The organism is Actinocatenispora sera, assembly GCF_018324685.1.
In the GTDB taxonomy this organism is placed as follows: Bacteria; Actinomycetota; Actinomycetes; order Mycobacteriales; family Micromonosporaceae; genus Actinocatenispora; species Actinocatenispora sera.
On record NZ_AP023354.1, the window covers coordinates 2565274 to 2583138 of the forward strand.

Below are 17865 nucleotides of genomic sequence, written 5' to 3' on the forward strand. Positions count from 1 at the left end.
GGGAATTGCCACGTCGCGCAACCGGCGGGCGGCCTGGGGCGTCAGCGCCGTCCGCGCCGCGGCTACCGAGGCGGGCGTTGCCGAGGCCGGCGGCGAACGCCACACCGGTCCCGGCGACGACGGCGACCGGGGTGTCGTCGCTCCGTGGTACGGGGGTCGAATGGCTCCGCGGTACGACGCTTGCGACGTCCGTCGACACCTAACGTCCTGGGCATGACGACGTACCCGCCCGCCCCGATCCGTGTCCTGCACTCGGTACCGGCCGCCGCCGGTCGCGGTGCGCTGCTGTTGCCCCGCGGGCTGGTGGCGCTGGCCGCCACCCTCGCCGGACGGCCCGCCACGGCCGCCGGGGTGCTGCGGCCCGGTGCCGTCGAGACCGCGAGAACCGGTGTGGGGCACCGGATCTGGGCGAGCCTGGTCGCGGTGGTGCTCGGTGTGCTCGCGCTGATCCCGGTCGGCGCCGAGGTGCTCTGCGTGGCGCGCGGGCTGTGCTACGGGCTGGTCGATCGCGGCCCGTACGACCACTCCTGGGGCGGGCCGACGCTCGCCGGCGCCTGGGCCGCGCACTTCGCGATCAGCCTGCCGTTCGTGGCGGTCGGCCTGCTCGTCCTCGCCGGGCTCGACGGCCTGCACCGCGGGTTCACCGCCCCGCTGGCCGGCCGGCGTACCCCGGCCTGGGCGCCGCCGGTGGCGCTGGTGGCCTGCGCGGCCGGCGCGGTGCTGTTCACCGCCTGGCTCCGGCAGATCTGACCGGGAGCACCGCAGAGCTGGCCGACGCCCACCGCAGATCCGACCGGGAGCACCGCAGAGCTGGCCGGGCCGCCCACCGCAGATCTGACGGGGCGCATCGCGCGGCAGGTCGACGCCGGGCCGGACGCACTGGCAGGATCCACCGCATGGCTACCTTCCTCGCGGCCGACGGGACGCGGCTCGCCTACCGGATGCTCGGCGACGGTGCCCCGATCGTGTGCGTGCCCGGCGGACCGACCGACTCGGTGTACCTGGGCGACCTCGGCGGCCTCTCCGGGTACCGCCGGGTCATCGTGCCGGACCTGCGCGGCACCGGCGGTTCCGCGATCCCGGCCGACCCCGCCTCGTACCGGTGTGACCGGCTGGTGGACGACCTCGAGGCGCTGCGGGTGCACCTCGGGCTCGACCGCATCGACCTGCTCGGCCACTCCGCCGGCGGCAACATCGCGGTGCAGTACCTGGCCCGGTACCCGGCGCGGGTGCGGCGGCTGGCGCTGGCGTGCCCGAGCCCGCGGGCGGTCGGCATCGACATCACCCCGGCGATGCGGCTCGAACTGGCCCGGCAGCGCGAGGCCGAGCCCTGGTTCCCGGCCGCGTACGCCGCGCTGCGCACCGCGGCCGGGGGCGGCCCCGCGGACCGGGACGCGATCGCGCCGTTCTTCTGGGGCCGCTGGGACGAGGCGGCGCGCCACCATCCGGGCAACCGGCCGCACACCAACCCGGATCTGGTCGAGGGATACCTGGCCGACGGCGCGTTCGACCCGCCGGCCACCCGGGCCGCGCTCGCCGCGTTCGGCGGGCCGGTGCTGGTGCTCGCCGGCGAGCTCGACATGAACAGCCCGCCGGCCCCGATGGCCGAGTACGCCGCGCTGTTCCCGCACGGCACGCTCGCGGTGCAGCCGGGTGCCGGACACTACCCGTGGGTCGACGACGCGACCCGCTTCCTGGCCGTCCTGAACGGTTTCCTGGACTGAGTGGCCTACCGGAACCCGTTGCGTCGCAACGGGTCCGGTGCCGTGCGCGGGCCGACGGTCGTGGTGGTGCGGGTGCCGACCCCCGGCCCGCGCTGGCCCCGCTGTGACCGGTAGCGGTGCCGGCGATCGGTGTTGCGACGCGGGGCGCGCCCGCGTGACGCTCCGGACCGTTGCGGGCGGCCGGGTCCTACCCTGCGGTCATGGATGAGGGAGTCCCGGTACTGGTTCACGCGACGGACCCGTACCGCAGATTGGCCCGTCGGCCGTTGAATTTCTGGCTGTCGGTCGACAGCGGAACGCCGACGGCGCTACCGCTGGGCGGCCCGAGCCGGCTCACGCTGCCGCCCGGACGGCACGAGCTGCGGTTCGCGTACCCGGTCCCCCAGGACGACCAGGACGGCTGCCGGATCCTGGTCGACACGACGGCCGGGTCGCCGGTCTCGGTGTACTACGCGGCCCCGCTCTCCCGCTCCCAGCCGGGGGTGGTCGGCTACCAACCCGACCCGCGGGCGCAGCGCACCGGCAGGGCATTACGGGTGGCCAACCGTGGAGTGCTCATCCTGATGGGGGCGCTGGTGCTGCTGGGCATCGTGGCGGTCCTCGCGTTCCTGCTCCAGCTGGGGTAGTCGTCGGTTCCCCGGGTGGGGGCCGGACAGCGGCCACCGTCGGCCGTGCCGGGCACGGCCGACGGTGGGCGAGCGCTCAGCGCGGCTCCGGTGGACGGCCGATGGACGGGCCGCCCGGCTCCTCGGTACCGGGCTGCACCCGGGTCGGCTGCTCCTCGGCGGCCGGGCGGGTCGTCCCCGCGTCGGTGGTCAGCGAGCCCGGACGGCTGCCGGACAGCGGGAACTGCCGGCCGGTCGCCTCCCCGGTGCCCATTCCGGTCCGACCCGGCGCCACCTGCTCGGTGTGCCCGCCGGCACCGGTGCGGGACGGCCAGCGCTGCCAGCGCCGCACGCTGGCGATCGCGACCAGCATCGCCAGCCCGAGTACCGCGAACAGCCCGCTGCGCGCCGGCCTGGTCCAGATGTCGGTCTGGCCGAGCACGCTGTGCGGCAGCCAGTTGAGGAACCCGGGCCACTGCACGTACAGCGCCTGCAGCACCAGGTAGCCGATGCCGGCGATCAGCGGACCGCTCGGCGAGATCCGGGTCGAGGCGATCAACCCGATCAGCAGGCCGCCGATCGCGAGGAACAGCAGCGGCCACGAGTACGTACCCCAGTTGTGGCTGGAGATGCCGGAAACCGCCGTGGCGCCGAGTTTGGCCTGGGCCCAACCCAGCACGCCCCACGCGACGATCGCGACCACGATCCCGGCGATGAGACTGGTGAGGTGTCGCATGTCTGCCTCCCTCGACAGCGAGCCGAGGCGTCACGACTTGGGGACCGCAACGCGCCAGGCCGTCCACCGAGTCGCTACCTCCCGGGCCGATCAACGCGGCCCGCCGGGTCAGGCGGTGTGGCGGCCGTCCGGCGCCAGGCGGGACGAGAAAACCGGCCCCACGCTCGACCGTACCGTGTCGGGCATGAACCTGCTCGCTGGCAAACCCACGTCGTACTCCCGGGTAACACTCAGTCGGATCATGACCGCCGCCGACGTCAACCTGTACGGAACCGTGCACGGTGGCGTGATCATGAAGTTCGTGGACGACGCGGCCGGCGCCGCCGCGGCCCGGCACTCCGGCGGCAACGCCGTCACCGCGGCCATCGACGAGATCGTCTTCGCGGCACCCGTTCGGGTGGGTGACCTGGTACACGCGCACGCCGCCGTGAACTGGACCGGCAGCTCGTCGCTGGAGGTCGGCGTGCGGGTGGTCGCCGAGCGCTGGGACACCGCCGGTACCGAACCGGTCGAGGTGGCCACCGCCTACCTGGTGTTCGTCGGTATCGACGCGGACGGCAAACCGCGCTCGATCCCGCCGGTACTGCCGGAGACCCCGGACGACGAGCGCCGGCAGCGCGAGGCGGAGATCCGACGAAAGCACCGCCTCGCCCGCCGCGACGCCATAGCCCAGTCCCGCACCGCCTGACCGGGTCGGTCGCTCAGCCGAGTGCGTGAGCATGTGGGTCATAGCCTCGGGGCGTGGTCGACTTCTCTCGACTGACGGCTCGCAGAGCCGTCCAACTGCTCGCCTCGGAGGGGTTGATCACGGTCGTGCAAGGCCGGGGAATTTTTGTGACGGGGTAGCGCACGTCCGCGCGGTTCGCGGCGAACGCACTAGGGTCTGTTTCGGGGCCCCCGGCCGAGCGAGGCGAGTCCCGTTTGTCTGCTCGCAAGGCGGAGGGCAGTTCGTGTGCCGGGCTTGCACACGGGCTGTCCGACAACGCCGCGAGCGGGCAAACGGGGCCGCCGCAGCCGGCACGCGGGACTTGCGAAACAGACCCTAGCCGCGGACGTAGCTGCCGCGGCCGGTGACGGTGTAGACGAGTTCGCGTTCCTGCAGGTCGCGGATCACCCTGCGCGCGGTCATGATGGCGATGCCGTACTCCTGCCGCATGGCGGTCTGCGATGGGATGGCGTCGTCCTTGTGGAACTCCCCGGCCTTGATCCGCCGGGCGATGTCGTCCGCCACCTGCTTCCATACCGGGACCGGCCCACCGTGTCGGATCTCCATACCGCTGAGCATGGCGACGCACACCCGACCTCGTAGATGTATATCAATCTGTAGCGCGATGTAGATCGGTATAGACTTCACGGCTAAGATCGGTTTGGTCCGTTGTGTGCTCGGTCCGCGGCGAAGGCCGTGACCTTGCCCGAAAGTGGGGTCCACATGTCGAAAGCCTCTGAGCCTGTCATCCGGTACCGCACGCCGCGCGCCGGCGACCAGGTCTTCCTCTGCCCGGCAGCGGGAGTGCACGGCCGGGGCAGTTTCTGGGCCATGGTCGTCAGCACGGCGCCGGCCCTCGTCCCGCAAGCGCTGTACGTACGGGTCGTGCCGGTCGACGAGATCGACGGCGCGGCGCGCGTGCAGACGTTCTACGTGCGACTCGCCGGGTTGCTGACCCGGGTCATGTCGTGACCGTCCCGCTCGCCGCCGGTTGGGTCCTGTCGTTGTTCCTCGCCTTCGCCTTCGCCATCGGCCTCGTCGTCGGCCACGGCCAGCGGTGACGGAGGGTTCCTTGGCGGGGTCACCGCAGCCTCGGCGACGAGGTCTCCGACCAACAGCGGCTCTCGGCCCCGCCGGCCGCCGGAGCCATCGCGACCTGGTCAGGAGCCGGGGGTGACGGGGGAGGCGTGGGTGGGCAAGATGGGGGCCGGTCACGACGGGGTGATGCGAGGAGGCGGTATGGGCGGGATCGACCAGGACGCGACCGGCGAGGCGGGCGAGACCGGCACGGTGCTGTGGTCACCGCCGGCGGATGTCGCCGACCGTACCCGCGTCGGTGACTACCTGCGCTGGCTGCGCGAGCACCGCGGGCGCGACTTCGCCGGCTACGCCGAGCTGTACGACTGGTCGGTCACCGATCTGCCCGGCTTCTGGTCCTCGGTCTGGGAGTACTTCGACCTCACGCCCGGCGTGCCGGCCGGCCCGGCGCTGGCCGAGGACCGGATGCCCGGGGCCCGCTGGTTCCCGGAGGCCCGGCTGAACTACGCGCAGCGGGTGCTCGCGATGCCCGGGATGGCCGACGATGATCTCGCGGTGATCGGACGCTCGCAGAGCCGCGGCTCGGTCGAGCTGACCGTCGCGCAGCTGCGCGACCAGGTGGCCCGCGCCCGGGCCGGCCTGCTGCGGCTCGGTGTCGGCAAGGGCGACCGGGTCGCGGCGTACCTGCCGAACGTGCCGGAGACGGTGGTGCTGATGCTGGCCGCCGCGAGCCTGGGCGCGGTGTTCTCCAGCTGCGCGCCGGAGTTCGGTACCCGCAGCGTCTGCGACCGGTGGCAGCAGATCGAGCCGAGCGTGCTGGTCGCGGTCGACGGCTACCGGTACGGCAGCAAGGCGATCGACCGTACCGCCGAGGTCGCGGCGATCCGGGCGGCACTGCCCAGCGTCCGGCACACCGTCGTCCTGTCCTGTCTGGACGGTGTCGCGCCGGTGCCGGAAGCGCTGTCCTGGCAGGAGTTCACCGCCGAGGCCGGGCCACTGGAGTTCGAGCAGGTCGGCTTCGACCACCCGCTCTACGTGCTCTACTCGTCCGGTACCACCGGGCTGCCGAAGCCGATCGTGCACGGCCACGGCGGCATCCTGCTCGAACACGTCAAGTCGCACGCCCTGCACGCCGATCTGGGTCCCGGCGACCGCTTCTTCTGGTTCTCCACCACCGGCTGGATGATGTGGAACTACCTGGTGAGCGCGCCGGCGGTGGGCGCCGCGATCGTGCTGTACGACGGGAATCCCGGGCACCCGGACCTCGGCGCGCTGTGGCGGCTCGCGGCCGAGACCGGGGTGACGTTCTTCGGTACCTCCGCGCCGTTCCTGCTGTCCTGCCGCAAGGCGGAGCTGGTGCCGAAGGAGCTGGCCGACCTGGGCCGGATCCGCGGTGTCGGCTCCACCGGCGCCCCGCTGCCGCCGGAGGGCTTCCGCTGGGTGTACGACAAGGTCGGCGCCGACGTGCTGCTGTCCTCGTTCTCCGGCGGGACCGACGTGTGCACCGGCTTCGTCGGCGGCTCGCCGCTGCTGCCGGTGTACGAGGGAGAGATCTCCGGGCGCTGCCTCGGCTGCGCGGTGGAGTCGTTCGACGCCAACGGAACCCCGCAGCGCGACCGGCTCGGCGAGCTGGTCATCACCCGGCCGATGCCGTCGATGCCGGTCGGGTTCTGGGGCGACACCGACGGCTCCCGCTACCGCGACGCGTACTTCTCGGTGTTCCCCGGTGTCTGGCGGCACGGCGACTGGATCACCATCACCTCGCGCGGCACCTGCCTGATCACCGGGCGCTCCGACGCCACCCTCAACCGCGGCGGGGTACGGCTGGGTACCGCCGAGTTCTACTCGGTCGTCGAGGGGCTGCCGCAGGTCGCGGACTCGGTGGTGGTGCACCTGGAGGACGACGAGGGCGGCGCCGGCGAGCTGCTGCTGTTCGTCGTGCCGGCCGAGGGGGTCGAGCTGGACGACGAGCTGCGCCGCACCATCAACACCGCGCTGCGGTCCAACCTGTCGCCCCGGCACGTACCGGACGCGATCTACCAGGTGCCGGCCGTGCCGCACACGCTGTCGGCGAAGAAGCTGGAGGTGCCGGTCAAGCGGATCCTGACCGGGACGCCGGCCGACTCGGCCGCCGCGAAGGGCGCGCTGGCCAACCCGGAGTCGCTGTCGGCGTTCGAGCAGCTCGCCCGGGAGCGGCAGAGCTGACGCGCCGGCCCGGCACGGATCCGGCGGCCGGTGTCGGCCGGCCGTCGGATCGTGCGGTCAGAACGAGAAGAACATCAGGGCTGGGGCGCGGGCGGCGGACACGGTGGCGAAGAACCCCGTGAGTGCCTGGTAACCCCAGCGCAGCTGTTCGAGGTCGTCGGCTGCCCACAGGTGGCGGCCCGGGTCGATCTCCCGCCTGCTCAGCTCGGCCGGGTCGTAGTGCGCGGCCAGCTGCTCCCAGGTGGTGTCGCGCAACGTCTTCGCCACGTGCTCGACCTCGTCGGGCTCCCAGGCGAACAGCGTGCCGTCGTCGTCGACCGGTTCGCCGCCGGCGCCGAGGATGTCGATGCCGACGCCGGCGCGGCCGAACAGGAACTCCAGTCCCGGCCAGCTTCTGTCCACGTCGGCATCGGGAACGTCGTCGCCCCAGTCCTGCTCCCAGGCCCATTCCGGGTCGTCGCGGGCGGTTGCCAGCTGCTCGGGTGTCACCTGGGTGAACCAGATCGTCACGCTCATCGCGGGATGTCCTCCGGTGGCCGCCGTCGTCGTCCGGCGATGGTGCCACACCGGTACGACGGTGCCACCCACCGTTGCGGTCAGCTCTTGAGGAAGTCGAGCAGGTCGGTGTTGAACTGCTCGCGGGTGCCGGCGACGCTGGCCAACCCGTGCGCGGCGCCCGGGTACACCTTGAGGGTGGCGTTCGGGATGATCGTCGCCGCCTGCTGCGACGCCGGGACGATCGGGACGATCTGATCGTCGTCGCCGTGCACCAGCAGCGTCGGTACGTCGATCCGGCGCAGGTCGGGGGTGAAGTCGGTCTCGGAGAACTGGGCCACGCAGTCGATCGCGCCCTTGATCGTCTGCTGCATCGCCATCCGCCAGAAGTCGTCCCGGTTGCCCTGGGTGACCTTGTTCCCGGGCCGGTTCGCGCCGAAGAACGGCTCGCTGAGGTCCCGCCAGAACTGTGCCCGCCCGTTGCGGAGGCCGTCCCGGATGCCGTCGAAGACCTCCATCGGCGTACCGTCCGGGTTGCCGTCGGTCTTGAGCATCAGCGGCGGTACCGCACCGACCGTGACCATCTTGGCGATCCGGGCGGTGCCGTGCCGCCCGACGTACCGGGCAATCTCGCCGCCGCCCATCGAGTGCGCGACGAGTACCACGTCGTGCAGGTCGAGCTTCTCGATCAGCGCGGCGAGGTCGTCGGCGAACGTGTCGTAGTCGTACCCGTGCCACACCTTCGACGAGCGGCCGTGTCCGCGCCGGTCGTGCGCGATGCCGCGGTACCCGTTCTCCGCCACGCACAGCATCTGGTCTTCCCAGGCGTCCGCGTTGAGCGGCCAGCCGTGGCTGAACACGACGGGTTGCCCGCTGCCCCAGTCCTTGTAGTAGATCTCCGTCCCGTCCGCGACGGTCACGTAGCCCATGACGCCTCCCGTTGATCTTCTGTGCGGAAGGACCGTCCGCGACGCCGTTTCGTGAGTTCCGCGGTGGGTCCTGTGCCGAGGCTCGCAGCATCGGTGCGGCGGGCCGCCCGGAACGGGGAAATCAGCGCCCGGATTGGCCGAGAATCGGACCCGGCATCGGACGGTCGGACGAGCGGCGGGCGGGTCTACGCGGTGTCGCCCGTACCGGCAACGCGCGGACGAACCCGGCGCAGCCGGGCGGCGGTTGCGATGCGGACGGACCCGGCGCAGACGGGCGACTGCCGCAAGGCGCGGACGGAGCCGGCGCAGCCGGGCGGCGGCTGGCGACGCGCGGACGAACCCGGCGAAGCCGGGCGGCGGCTAGGAAGACACGTCGGGGGCCAGGCCGGCGAGCAGGGTGTCGACCAGGGCGGCGGCCCGGTGCTCGGCCTGCGCGGGGTCGAGCTCGCGCTGCGCGAACGTGTCCAGGAACGCGTGCTGCAGGCAGCCGCCGATCAGCAGCCGGGCGGCCGCGGCGCAGTCGGCGTCGGCCCGGATCCGGCCGGCGCGCTGCTCGGCGCGCAGGTACCCGGTGAGGCCGTCGACCGGTTTGTGCGGGCCGGCGCCGCGGCGGTCCAGCTCGGCCCGGTGTGCGGCGAGCAGGGCCGGTTCGGAGAACAGCGACGCGCCGATCGGGTAGCTGTCGTGGTAGAAGGCCTGCATACGGGCGGCGATGGCGACGAGGTTGTCGCGCAACGAGCCGTCCGGTTCGGCGGTGAGCACCCCGCCGAGCCGGGGCAGGCGTTCCTTCAGCACCGCGAGGAACAGGTCGGTCTTGTCGTCGAAGTGCTTGTACAGGGTGGCCTCGGAGTAGCCGGCCGCGCGGGCGATCTGCTTGGTGGTGGCCCGGGCGAGCCCGTCGCGGTGCATCACCTGGGCCGCCGCGTCGAGGATCCGGTCCCGGGTACCGCCACGTGCCGGGGTGCCGCGGTCGGGGATGCTCGGCACGATGCCTCCTTGACGGGTTAGTGGTTGCTCACCATACTAGGTGGGTGAGCACTTACTAACCTGAAGGGCGCGCTAATGCTGATCACCGTCTTCGGCGCAACCGGCCGCATCGGTACCCACGTCGTACGGCAGGCGCTCGAGGCGGGGCACAAGGTCGTCGCCGTGGTCCGGGACCCGGCCCGGCTCGACGTGGCCGCCACCCCGGCGCTGCGGGTGCACACCGCCGAGGTGCTCGAACCGGACCGCATCACCCCGGCGGTGGACGGCTGCGACGCGGTCGTGTCCGCGCTCGGTCCGCGCGGCCGCGGGCCGACCACCGTGTGCTCCGCCGGCACCCGGGCCGAGCTGGCGGCGATGGCCGCCACCGGGGTGCGCCGGCTGGTCGTGGTCAGCGCCAACGGTGCCTACATCGACGACGGGGACAACCTGCTCAACCGGCTCGTGGTCAAGCCGCTGCTCGGCCGGCTGCTGCGGGACGGGTTCACCGACACCCGGCGCTCCGACGACCAGGTACGGGCGAGCGACACGGACTGGACGATCATGCGCCCGCCGCGGCTCACCGACGGGCCACACCGGCCCTACCGCACCGCCCTGGACCGCAACATCGGCATCACCATCGCCCGTACCGATGTGGCCGCCGCGATCCTCGCCGCGCTCGCCGACGACGCGACGATCGGCCACACCCTCGGCGTCGGCTACTGAGCCGCCCAGCCGTGCCGGCCCACACTGCACGGCCATCGTCCACTGTGGACGATCAGGTACGGGTGGTGACCCGTTCGGTGGCGGCGATCGCGTCCAGCCGCTCCGCATCGGCGTTGCGGACCAGGACCACCGAGGCGCCGAGCATCAGCGGCGCGAACAGCCAGGCCACCGGGTCCGGCTCGGCGTCGACCGGTACCAGCAGCCGGCCGCCGGGCAGCAGGCCGGACTCGCCGGCATGCCGCCGGGCCCGGTCCGCGAGCGCGGTCTGGTGCACCGGTTCCGGTTCGTACCAGGCGATCCCGCTCGGATCCGCCGGCGCCGAGGAGTACCGGTCACCGAACGCGCGCACCGCCACCACGTAGTCCTGCGCGCCGTCCGGTACCTCGCGCAACGGCATCGCCATCGGCGCCAGCCCGAGCAGGTACGTCTCGGCCGGGCGTGCGGCACGCGCTTGCTCGGCCCGGTCCACGGTGGCGAACGCGACGTCGACCGGGGTCGGCCCGGTGGCCGCCGCCCCGAACCGGACCGGTACCCCGGCGGTCAGGCAGCCCAGCAGCACCGCGGCGGTCTGCCAGTGCGCCGGCAGCAGCACCGCGGCGCTGTCGTCGGGGCCCAGCGCGGCGCCGTCGACCAGCAGGTTCGCCGTCTTCGCGACCCAGTTGTCCAGCGTCGCCGCGGACAGCTCGGTACGCTCGCCGAGCCGCTCGTCGTAGTACGTGATCAGCGGCGCGTTCTGGTTCGCGCGCAGCGCCGCGGCCAGCGCCGCGGGCACGGTGGACGGATCGCTCGACACGGCCACACCATAGCGTCGGCGAGGTGCCGGCCGGAGGCCGGGCGCGTCGTGCTGCGCCGCCGATGGCCCGCCGAACTGCGGTGCTGCCGCGGTCAGGTGAACGGGCGGTACCGGGGCGGGCCGTCGCCGTGGCGCCCGTCGTTCGCGACGCTTCCGGCGTAGGCTGGCATGCTGGCACCCGGCGCGGCGCGGCCCACCGCGCGGCGGATGCCGGGGAACACGAGATGGCGACTTCGCGTCAGCGAAGCGCGCAGCTGCTGGGGAGTGGTCGGGATGGCCGGAGGCGAACTGCCCCGGGTGCTGTTCGACGCGACGAGCGTGCCGGCCGACCGAGGTGGCGTCGGGCGATACGTGGACGGGCTGTTGCACGCGCTGTCCCGGGTCCAGCACGGCCTGACCGTCGTCTGCCAGCGCACCGACGCCGAGCGGTACTCGCGGCTGCTGCCGCACGCCGACGTCGTGGTCGGCCCGGCCGCGGTGTCGCACCGGCCGGCCCGGCTGGCCTGGGAGCAGACCGGCCTGCCGCTGCTGGCCCAGCAGCACGCCGCGCACGTGATCCACTCGCCGTTCTACACCTGCCCGCTGCGGGCCGCCTGCCCGGTGACGGTGACGGTGCACGACGCGACGTTCTTCACCGAGCCGGACCACTACGAGAAGGCGCGCGGCACGTTCTTCCGGTCCGCCATCAAGACCTCGCTGCGCCGCGCGGCGCGGGTGATCGTGCCGAGCAAGGCGACCCGGGACGAGCTGATCCGGCTGCTGGATGCCGACCCGGCCCGGCTGGACGTCGCCTACCACGGCGTCGACCCGGATGCGTTCCACCCGCCGTCGGCCGACGAGCAGGCCCGGGTGGCGGCGCGGCTCGGCCTGGCCGACACGCCGTACATGGCGTTCCTCGGTGCCAAGGAGCCGCGCAAGAACGTGCCCGAGCTGATCCGCGGCTGGGTGCGCGCGGTGTCGGCCCGGGAGCACCCGCCGGCGCTGGTGCTGGCCGGCGGCAACGGGCACGACGAGGAGATCGACAAGGCGGTCGCCGAGGTGCCGCCGCACCTGCGGCTGCTGCGGCCGGGCTACCTGCGCTACGCCGACCTGCCCGGCTACCTGGGCGGTGCGCTGGTCGCCGCCTACCCCAGCCACGGCGAGGGGTTCGGGCTGCCGGTGCTGGAGGCGATGGCCTGCGGCGCGGCGGTGCTGACCACGCCGCGGTTGTCGCTGCCGGAGGTGGGCGGCGACGCGGTGGCCTACACCGGTGAGTCGGCCGAGGAGATCGGGCACGATCTGGCCGCGCTGCTCGACGACGACGCGCGCCGGGCCGACCTGGGCCGCCGCGGGTACGAGCGGTCCCGGGAGTTCACCTGGGAGCAGAGCGCCGAGGTGCACCTCGCCGCCTGGACCAGGGCCGCCGCCCTGGTGACCGCCTGACTCCGGCGCCGCCGGCCCGACCCGATCACTCCCTGGTGCCGTCCAGGTAGCTTTCAGTTCGGCCGGTTAGTCTGCCGAGATGACCGACGAGGGCGGCTTCTACGCGGTGATACCGGCGGGCGGTAGCGGCACCCGGCTGTGGCCGCTGTCGCGCGCCGGCCGACCCAAGTTCCTGCACCACCTGACCGGCTCGGACCGCACGCTGCTGCAGGCGACGATCGACCGGCTGGTGCCGTTCGCCCCCGCCGAACGCACGTTCGTGGTGACCGGGGTGGCGCACGCGGCCGGGGTGGCGCGGCAGCTGCCGGCGCTGCCGGCGGACAACATCCTGGTCGAGCCGTCGCCGCGCGACTCCTGCGCCGCGATCGGGCTGGCCGCGATGGTCATCGCGCGCCGCGACCCGGACGCGATCATGGGCTCGTTCGCCGCCGACCACCTGGTCCGCTTCACCGAACGGTTCCATTCCTCGGTACGGGAGGCGATCGACACCGCTCGGTCCGGCTACCTGACCACGATCGGCATCACCCCGACCGAGCCCGAGACCGGGTACGGCTACCTGCGCTGCACCGAGACGCTCGACGGCGGGCCGGCGCGGCTGGTCGGCGAGTTCAAGGAGAAGCCTTCGCACGAGGTGGCCGTCGAGTACGTCGAGTCCGGGAAGTACCTCTGGAACGCCGGCATGTTCGTCTGGTCGGTGCGCGCGTTCCTGGCCGAGCTGGCCCGCCAGCAGCCGGATCTGCACGACGGGCTGAGCCGGGTGGTCGCCAGCTGGGACTCGCCGCAGCGGGAGGAGGTGATCGGCGAGATCTGGCCGACGCTGCCGAAGATCTCCGTCGACTACGCGGTGATGGAGGGCGCGGCGCGCGCCGGTCGGGTCGCGACCGTGCCGGGCAGCTTCGGCTGGACCGACGTCGGCGACTTCCACACCCTCGGCGTGGTGCTGCCGATGGACGACGACGGCAACGTCGTGGTCCGGGGCGAGGAGCGCGGCGGTGAGGTACTCGCCATCGACGCGCACGACACGGTGGTGGTGCCGCGGTCCGGCCGGCTCGTCGCCGCCCTCGGCGTGCACGACCTGGTGGTGGTCGACACCAACGACGCGGTGCTGGTCTGCCCGCGCAACCGCGCCCAGGACGTCAAGAAGCTCGTCGACCGCCTCAAGGAACGCGGCGAGCGCGAACTGATCTGAGGGGTGTGCTCGCCCGCGGCGGAGGCTTGAGGACACATCGCCGAGGCGTTCGAGAACCCCGCGTGCCGGCTTCCAGCGCCGACCCGGCTCCGAAACAGGCTAGGGGATCTTCCAGACCTCGCGCGTGTCGCGGCGTGCCAACGGTCCTCGGCCCGACGGCGGACCGAGGACGCGATCTCGCTCAGACCCGGGCCGCGAGCGGGCGGACCCACCTCGACAGAGCGTCCGCCAGGCCGGCGGTGTCCCCGTCGGTGCCGCTCGCCCAGGCGACGTGGCCGTCCGGGCGGACCAGGGCCGCGGCCGGCGCCGGTACCGCGCCGAGCACCGGCAGCTGCCAGGTCGCCGCGGTGCCGTGAGCGGGAACGTGGTCGACCGCGTCGGCCCAGTCTGTCGGTACCGCAACGGGTGTGGCGCCGAGGTCCAGCAGCACCGGCCGGCCCGAGTGCAGCAGCTGGTAGGCGCGGCGGCCGCCGGGCAGGTCGACGTCGGGCAGCCGGCGGCCGACCAGCGGATGCCCGTCGCCCAGCGGGTAGGCCACGTCCAGCGCGGTGATCATCGCGGCCAGCTGCTCGTTGGCCGCGGGCTGCGCGATCAACCCGGCCACGGTGGCCCGCAGCGCCTCGGTCTGGGCGTCGTACCGGCCGAGCGCCACCTGCGCGCGGGTGTTGTCCAGCACCCGGGCACCGATCGGGTGCCGCTCGTCGTGGTACGTGTCGAGCAGCGCCTCGGTGGCGTCGCCGCGCAGGACCGCGGCGAGCTTCCAGCCCAGGTTGACCGCGTCCTGCACGCCGGTGTTGAGGCCCTGCCCGCCCGCCGGGTAGTGGATGTGCGCGGCGTCGCCGGCGAGTAGTACCCGGCCCAGCCGGTACCGGTCGGCCTGCCGGGCGGCGTCGCCGTACCGGGACAGCCAGCGCGGCGAGTGCAGCCCGAAGTCGGTACCGGCGATCTCGGTCAGGGTGGTGCGCAGCTGGTCGAGCGTGACCGGCCCGTCCTGCGCGAGCACGCCGGTCTGGGTGGTCATCACCCGGTACCAGCCGGCCTCGAAGCCGAGCACGCTGTAGTCGCCGCGGTCGGTGCGGTGCTGGAAGACGTTCCCGGCGGGCGGGTCGGCCAGCTCGACGTCGCCGAGCAGCGAGGTCAGCGTGGCGTCGGTACCGGCGTAGCCGATGCCGGCGAGGCGTCGCACCGCGCTGCGGCCGCCGTCGCAGCCGACCAGGTACCGGCCGGTGACGGTGCCGCCGTCGGCGAGCGTGACGGTGACGCCGTCGTGGTCCTGGTGCAGCCCGGTCACCTCCGCGTTGCGCCGGATCGTCACGCCGAGGCTCGCGGCGTGCTCGGCGAGCAGCCGCTCGACGTGTGACTGCAGCAGGGCCAGCAGGTGCGGGTAGCGGGTGGGCAGGTTCTCGAGGCGCAGCCACAGCCCGGAGAAGTGGGCCACCTGCAGCGGCCGACCCTCGGCGAGGAACGGTTCGACCATGCCGCGCTGGTCGAGCACCTCGAGCGTGCGGGCGTGCAGGCCACCGGCCCGGGACTCGGTGGTGGTGGCTCCCGCGCGCTGTTCCAGGATCAGCACGTCGGCGCCGGCGAGGGCGAGTTCGCAGCCGAGCATCAGGCCGGTCGGGCCGGCTCCGGCGATCACCACATCGGCCATGGCAGCTCTCCTTAACGTCGTTAAATTTAACGCTGTTAAGGATGGCTCGAACGCTGTTAAGCTGTCAACGTGTCGAAGGTGCGAACCGGATCACGTCTCCACCGCGAAGCGATCGCCGCCGCCGGGCTGCGGCTGCTCGACGACACCGGGCTGGACGGGCTGACCATGCGTGCCGTCGCCGCGGCGCTCGACGTGCAGGCCCCCGCGCTCTACTGGCACATCCGCAACAAGCAGGAACTGCTCGACGCGATGGCCGAGCGCATCTTCGTCGCCGTCGCCGACGGGGTGCACGCGCCCGCCGCCGGCGACGACTGGATGCGGTGGTCCGCCGACGTGGTCCGGCGCCTACGCCGCGAGCTGCTCCGACACCGCGACGGCGCCCGCGTGCTCGCCGGTACCGACGTGTCCCACCCGGCGGTGCACGGGGTGATCGAGCTGACCCTGCGCACCCTGACCGACGCGGGCTTCGGCGCCCGGCAGGCGGCCCGGGCTTTCCCGACGCTGCTGCACTACACGATCGGCTTCACCATCGAGGAGCAGGCCCGCGCCGGCGAGGCGTACCCGGAGAACCCGTACGAGCCGGAGCGCATGGCACAGACCATCGACCCGGCCCGGTTCCCGCTCACCGCCGCCACCATCGGCGACATGTTCGACCCCGACACCGACGCCGCCTTCGACGAGGGTCTCCAGCTCATCCTCACCGGCATGGCCGCCCTGCTCCCGGCCGACTCCTAGCCGGCGAGGTACGCGGCGACCAGCTGCCGCCAGACGTCGGGATGGGTGTACCAGAAGTCGTGCGGCACCAATGGCACCCGGTGCAACGACGCGCCGGGTCAGCGGAAGGCGGCGAGGGCGGGGGCGATCAGGTGCTCGGTGGCGGAGGCGAGCGGGGTCGGCAGCTCGTCCGGGCGGAACCAGCCGAGCGCGTCGGACTCGGCACTGACCCGCTCGCGCGCGTCCGGCGGCGCGAGCACCGCGTACCGCACGTCGTGGTGGAACGAGTCGCGGCCGGCGCAGCGCACCGGATGGATGTCCAGGTCGATCGGCTCCGGATGCAGCCGCAGCCCGTCGATGCCGGACTCCTCGGTCGCCTCCCGCAGCGCCGCGGCGGCGATCGACGGGTCGCCCGCCTCGACGTGCCCGCCCAGCTGTACCCAGCGGTGGAACCTGCCGTGCAGGCACAGCAGCACCCGGCTCAGGTCGGCCGAGACGACGAGCGCGCTCGCCGTGACGTGCCCCGGGTCGTACCCGCGGGTCAGCGCCACCGGCCCGGCGTCCAGCAGCGCCAGGCTGCGGTCCCGCGGCTCGCCGGCGCGCCAGCCCGACAGCACCCGCACCGCATCGTCGTACAGCTCGGCCATCATCGCTCCAGGTAGGCGTCACTGGGGTCGTCGTCGGCCGGTACGACCGGGTGTGCCGGGAAGCCGGCGGCGATGGCGCCAAGGAACTGCCAGCTCGCTGGTACGTCGAGTGCGGCACCCAGCGCCACCGGATCCGGCGGGTCGATCAGGCCGGGCGTGACCATCACGTGTACCAGGCCCTCGGCGGCCAGCGCGTCGGCGGCGCAGGCGATCCCGTCCATCTGCCGCAGGACCGCGGCGATCATCTCCGGGTCCTCGTCGTCCAGGTCGAACGCGTCCATCGATTCGGTGCGGAACACCACCAGCAGCACCGGCGCGCGCGACACCAGGTCGGTGTCGATCTCGCCCGGCAGCAGCTCGGTCAGTGCTCGGCGCGCGGCCGGTGAGCTGACCCGCACGTACCGCCAGAGGTCCGGTTCGCTGGCCTGGCCCCGCATGACGACGACGGCACGGCGTACCGCGGGGTCCGGGACGGGCTCGTCGGACAGCTCGTCGCCGGCGAGCCGGGCGGCGAGCACGTCGCGCCGGCCGGCGGCCCGGGCCTCCGCGGTGCCCAGCGAGAACATGTCCTCGGCGGACGGTCGTACCAGGGCGGCGGCGCCGGGGCCGTCGTCGGCGGCGACCGGGCCCAGGCCGCGTACCACCGCGACCGGCACGCCGGAGGTCTTGCCCTTGACCAGGTCGGCGGCGGCGGCGAGCTCGTCGATCACCGCCGCCGCGGTCACCGACAGGTCGTTGCCGTACGGGTCGGTCTGCCCCCGGTGGTCGCGCAGCGGCGCGAGCCCGGCGGCGCCGATCGCCACGTCGGTCTGGCCGTTGCGCCAGGTGCGGCCCATCGTGTCGGTGACCACGACCGCGACCCGGATGCCGAGCCGGGCGCCCAGTTCGGCCCGCAACGCGCGGGCGGACGCGTCCGGGTCGACCGGCAGCAGCACCAGCTGCGAGGTGTCCACATTGGATGCATCGACGCCCGCGGCGGCGAGCACCAGCCCGTGCCGGGTCTGCACGATCCGGGTCCGGCCGCGGGTGGCGACCACGCGCACCGTCTCGGCCGTCACCGCCTCCTGCCGGGCGGCCTCCCGGCCTTCGGGGTCCGCCGGCGCCGGCACCAGCCGGCCCTCCGCCTTGCTGACGATCTTGCTGGTGACCACCAGGATGTCGTCGTCCCGCAGGCCCGCACCGAGCTTCGCGATCATCGCGCCCAGGTCGTCGCCGGGGGTGACCTCCCCGATCCCGGCCAGCGGCAGAACCTCGATCCGCGTCGCCGCCCCGGCCCGCTCCGTTCCACCCGAGTTCGCCGCGCCGGTCGGCTCCGTTCCACC

General features: G+C 73.4%; 20 protein-coding genes. 11 read left to right on the top strand and 9 right to left on the bottom strand.

All coding sequences use genetic code 11. The features are described from left to right. Window positions 1–213 precede the first annotated feature (213 nt). From Asera_RS12360 to Asera_RS12370, 3 genes are all read left to right on the top strand, one after another. A complete protein-coding gene (locus Asera_RS12360; RefSeq protein WP_051802113.1) occupies window positions 214–750 on the top strand; it encodes a hypothetical protein in 537 nt (178 codons plus the stop codon). 146 nt (window positions 751–896) lie between these two features. Continuing rightward, on the top strand, window positions 897–1724 hold the full coding sequence (locus Asera_RS12365; RefSeq protein WP_030445800.1) for an alpha/beta fold hydrolase: 828 nt from the start codon (window positions 897–899) through the stop codon (window positions 1722–1724). 200 nt (window positions 1725–1924) lie between these two features. Further along, entirely contained in the window at window positions 1925–2350 is a 426-nt protein-coding gene (locus tag Asera_RS12370; RefSeq protein WP_157034767.1) for a hypothetical protein, read from the top strand. A gap of 76 nt (window positions 2351–2426) precedes the next feature. Here Asera_RS12370 and Asera_RS12375 read toward each other — a convergent pair whose 3' ends face one another. Further along, window positions 2427–3065 carry a hypothetical protein gene (locus tag Asera_RS12375; RefSeq protein WP_030445798.1) on the bottom strand — a complete coding sequence of 213 codons (639 nt, stop codon included), beginning with the start codon at window positions 3063–3065 and terminating at the stop codon, window positions 2427–2429. 184 nt (window positions 3066–3249) lie between these two features. Between Asera_RS12375 and Asera_RS12380 the strand changes: the two genes are divergently transcribed. Together Asera_RS12380 and Asera_RS33930 are read left to right on the top strand one after the other, a co-directional pair. Further along, on the top strand, window positions 3250–3753 hold the full coding sequence (locus Asera_RS12380) for an acyl-CoA thioesterase (protein ID WP_030445797.1): 504 nt from the start codon (window positions 3250–3252) through the stop codon (window positions 3751–3753). Between the two features lie 53 nt (window positions 3754–3806). After that, entirely contained in the window at window positions 3807–3911 is a 105-nt protein-coding gene (locus Asera_RS33930; RefSeq protein ID WP_212804570.1) for a GntR family transcriptional regulator, read from the top strand. A gap of 196 nt (window positions 3912–4107) precedes the next feature. Here Asera_RS33930 and Asera_RS12390 read toward each other — a convergent pair whose 3' ends face one another. Then, window positions 4108–4338, bottom strand: coding sequence for a GntR family transcriptional regulator (locus Asera_RS12390; protein ID WP_030445796.1), 231 nt, complete (start codon window positions 4336–4338; stop codon window positions 4108–4110). Between the two features lie 156 nt (window positions 4339–4494). Here Asera_RS12390 and Asera_RS12395 point away from each other — a divergent pair, with 156 nt between their 5' ends. Both Asera_RS12395 and Asera_RS12400 read left to right on the top strand, forming a co-directional pair. Next, window positions 4495–4743: a hypothetical protein gene (locus Asera_RS12395; protein ID WP_157034766.1), complete on the top strand. Its 249-nt coding sequence runs from the start codon at window positions 4495–4497 to the stop codon at window positions 4741–4743. Window positions 4744–5010: 267 nt separating this feature from the next. Beyond that, window positions 5011–7014: an acetoacetate--CoA ligase gene (locus tag Asera_RS12400; protein ID WP_051802111.1), complete on the top strand. Its 2004-nt coding sequence runs from the start codon at window positions 5011–5013 to the stop codon at window positions 7012–7014. A 57-nt stretch (window positions 7015–7071) separates the two neighbouring features. Here Asera_RS12400 and Asera_RS12405 read toward each other — a convergent pair whose 3' ends face one another. The 3 genes from Asera_RS12405 to Asera_RS12415 form a co-directional block, all read right to left on the bottom strand. After that, window positions 7072–7530, bottom strand: a complete 459-nt coding sequence (locus Asera_RS12405; protein ID WP_157034765.1) for a DUF1877 family protein — start codon at window positions 7528–7530, stop codon at window positions 7072–7074. Window positions 7531–7610: 80 nt separating this feature from the next. Next, window positions 7611–8438 (bottom strand): alpha/beta fold hydrolase, encoded by an 828-nt coding sequence (locus Asera_RS12410; protein ID WP_030445793.1) that lies wholly within the window; start codon window positions 8436–8438, stop codon window positions 7611–7613. 360 nt (window positions 8439–8798) lie between these two features. Next, entirely contained in the window at window positions 8799–9425 is a 627-nt protein-coding gene (locus Asera_RS12415; protein ID WP_212804571.1) for a TetR/AcrR family transcriptional regulator, read from the bottom strand. A gap of 75 nt (window positions 9426–9500) precedes the next feature. Between Asera_RS12415 and Asera_RS12420 the strand changes: the two genes are divergently transcribed. Next, a complete protein-coding gene (locus tag Asera_RS12420; protein WP_030445791.1) occupies window positions 9501–10127 on the top strand; it encodes an NAD(P)-dependent oxidoreductase in 627 nt (208 codons plus the stop codon). Window positions 10128–10179: 52 nt separating this feature from the next. Here Asera_RS12420 and Asera_RS12425 read toward each other — a convergent pair whose 3' ends face one another. Beyond that, the gene (locus Asera_RS12425; protein WP_244843849.1) at window positions 10180–10920 is read right to left on the bottom strand and encodes a TIGR03089 family protein; all 741 of its coding nucleotides are present in this window, start codon (window positions 10918–10920) and stop codon (window positions 10180–10182) included. A 273-nt stretch (window positions 10921–11193) separates the two neighbouring features. Between Asera_RS12425 and Asera_RS12430 the strand changes: the two genes are divergently transcribed. Then, window positions 11194–12342: a glycosyltransferase family 4 protein gene (locus Asera_RS12430; protein WP_030445789.1), complete on the top strand. Its 1149-nt coding sequence runs from the start codon at window positions 11194–11196 to the stop codon at window positions 12340–12342. 79 nt (window positions 12343–12421) lie between these two features. Then, entirely contained in the window at window positions 12422–13531 is a 1110-nt protein-coding gene (locus Asera_RS12435; protein WP_030445788.1) for a mannose-1-phosphate guanylyltransferase, read from the top strand. Between the two features lie 181 nt (window positions 13532–13712). On the opposite strand, the gene Asera_RS12440 is transcribed toward Asera_RS12435, so the two are convergent. Further along, window positions 13713–15182: an FAD-dependent oxidoreductase gene (locus Asera_RS12440; protein WP_030445787.1), complete on the bottom strand. Its 1470-nt coding sequence runs from the start codon at window positions 15180–15182 to the stop codon at window positions 13713–13715. Window positions 15183–15251: 69 nt separating this feature from the next. Here Asera_RS12440 and Asera_RS12445 point away from each other — a divergent pair, with 69 nt between their 5' ends. Continuing rightward, complete coding sequence (locus Asera_RS12445) at window positions 15252–15917, top strand: TetR/AcrR family transcriptional regulator C-terminal domain-containing protein (protein ID WP_244843850.1); 666 nt, start codon at window positions 15252–15254, stop codon at window positions 15915–15917. A 98-nt stretch (window positions 15918–16015) separates the two neighbouring features. Here Asera_RS12445 and Asera_RS12450 read toward each other — a convergent pair whose 3' ends face one another. Together Asera_RS12450 and Asera_RS12455 are read right to left on the bottom strand one after the other, a co-directional pair. Continuing rightward, window positions 16016–16546: an NUDIX hydrolase gene (locus tag Asera_RS12450; RefSeq protein WP_030445785.1), complete on the bottom strand. Its 531-nt coding sequence runs from the start codon at window positions 16544–16546 to the stop codon at window positions 16016–16018. Further along, on the bottom strand, window positions 16543–17799 hold the full coding sequence (locus tag Asera_RS12455) for a coenzyme F420-0:L-glutamate ligase (RefSeq protein ID WP_035296310.1): 1257 nt from the start codon (window positions 17797–17799) through the stop codon (window positions 16543–16545). Before Asera_RS12455 ends, Asera_RS12450 begins: the two co-directional genes overlap by 4 nt. Between the last annotated feature and the right edge of the window lie 66 nt (window positions 17800–17865).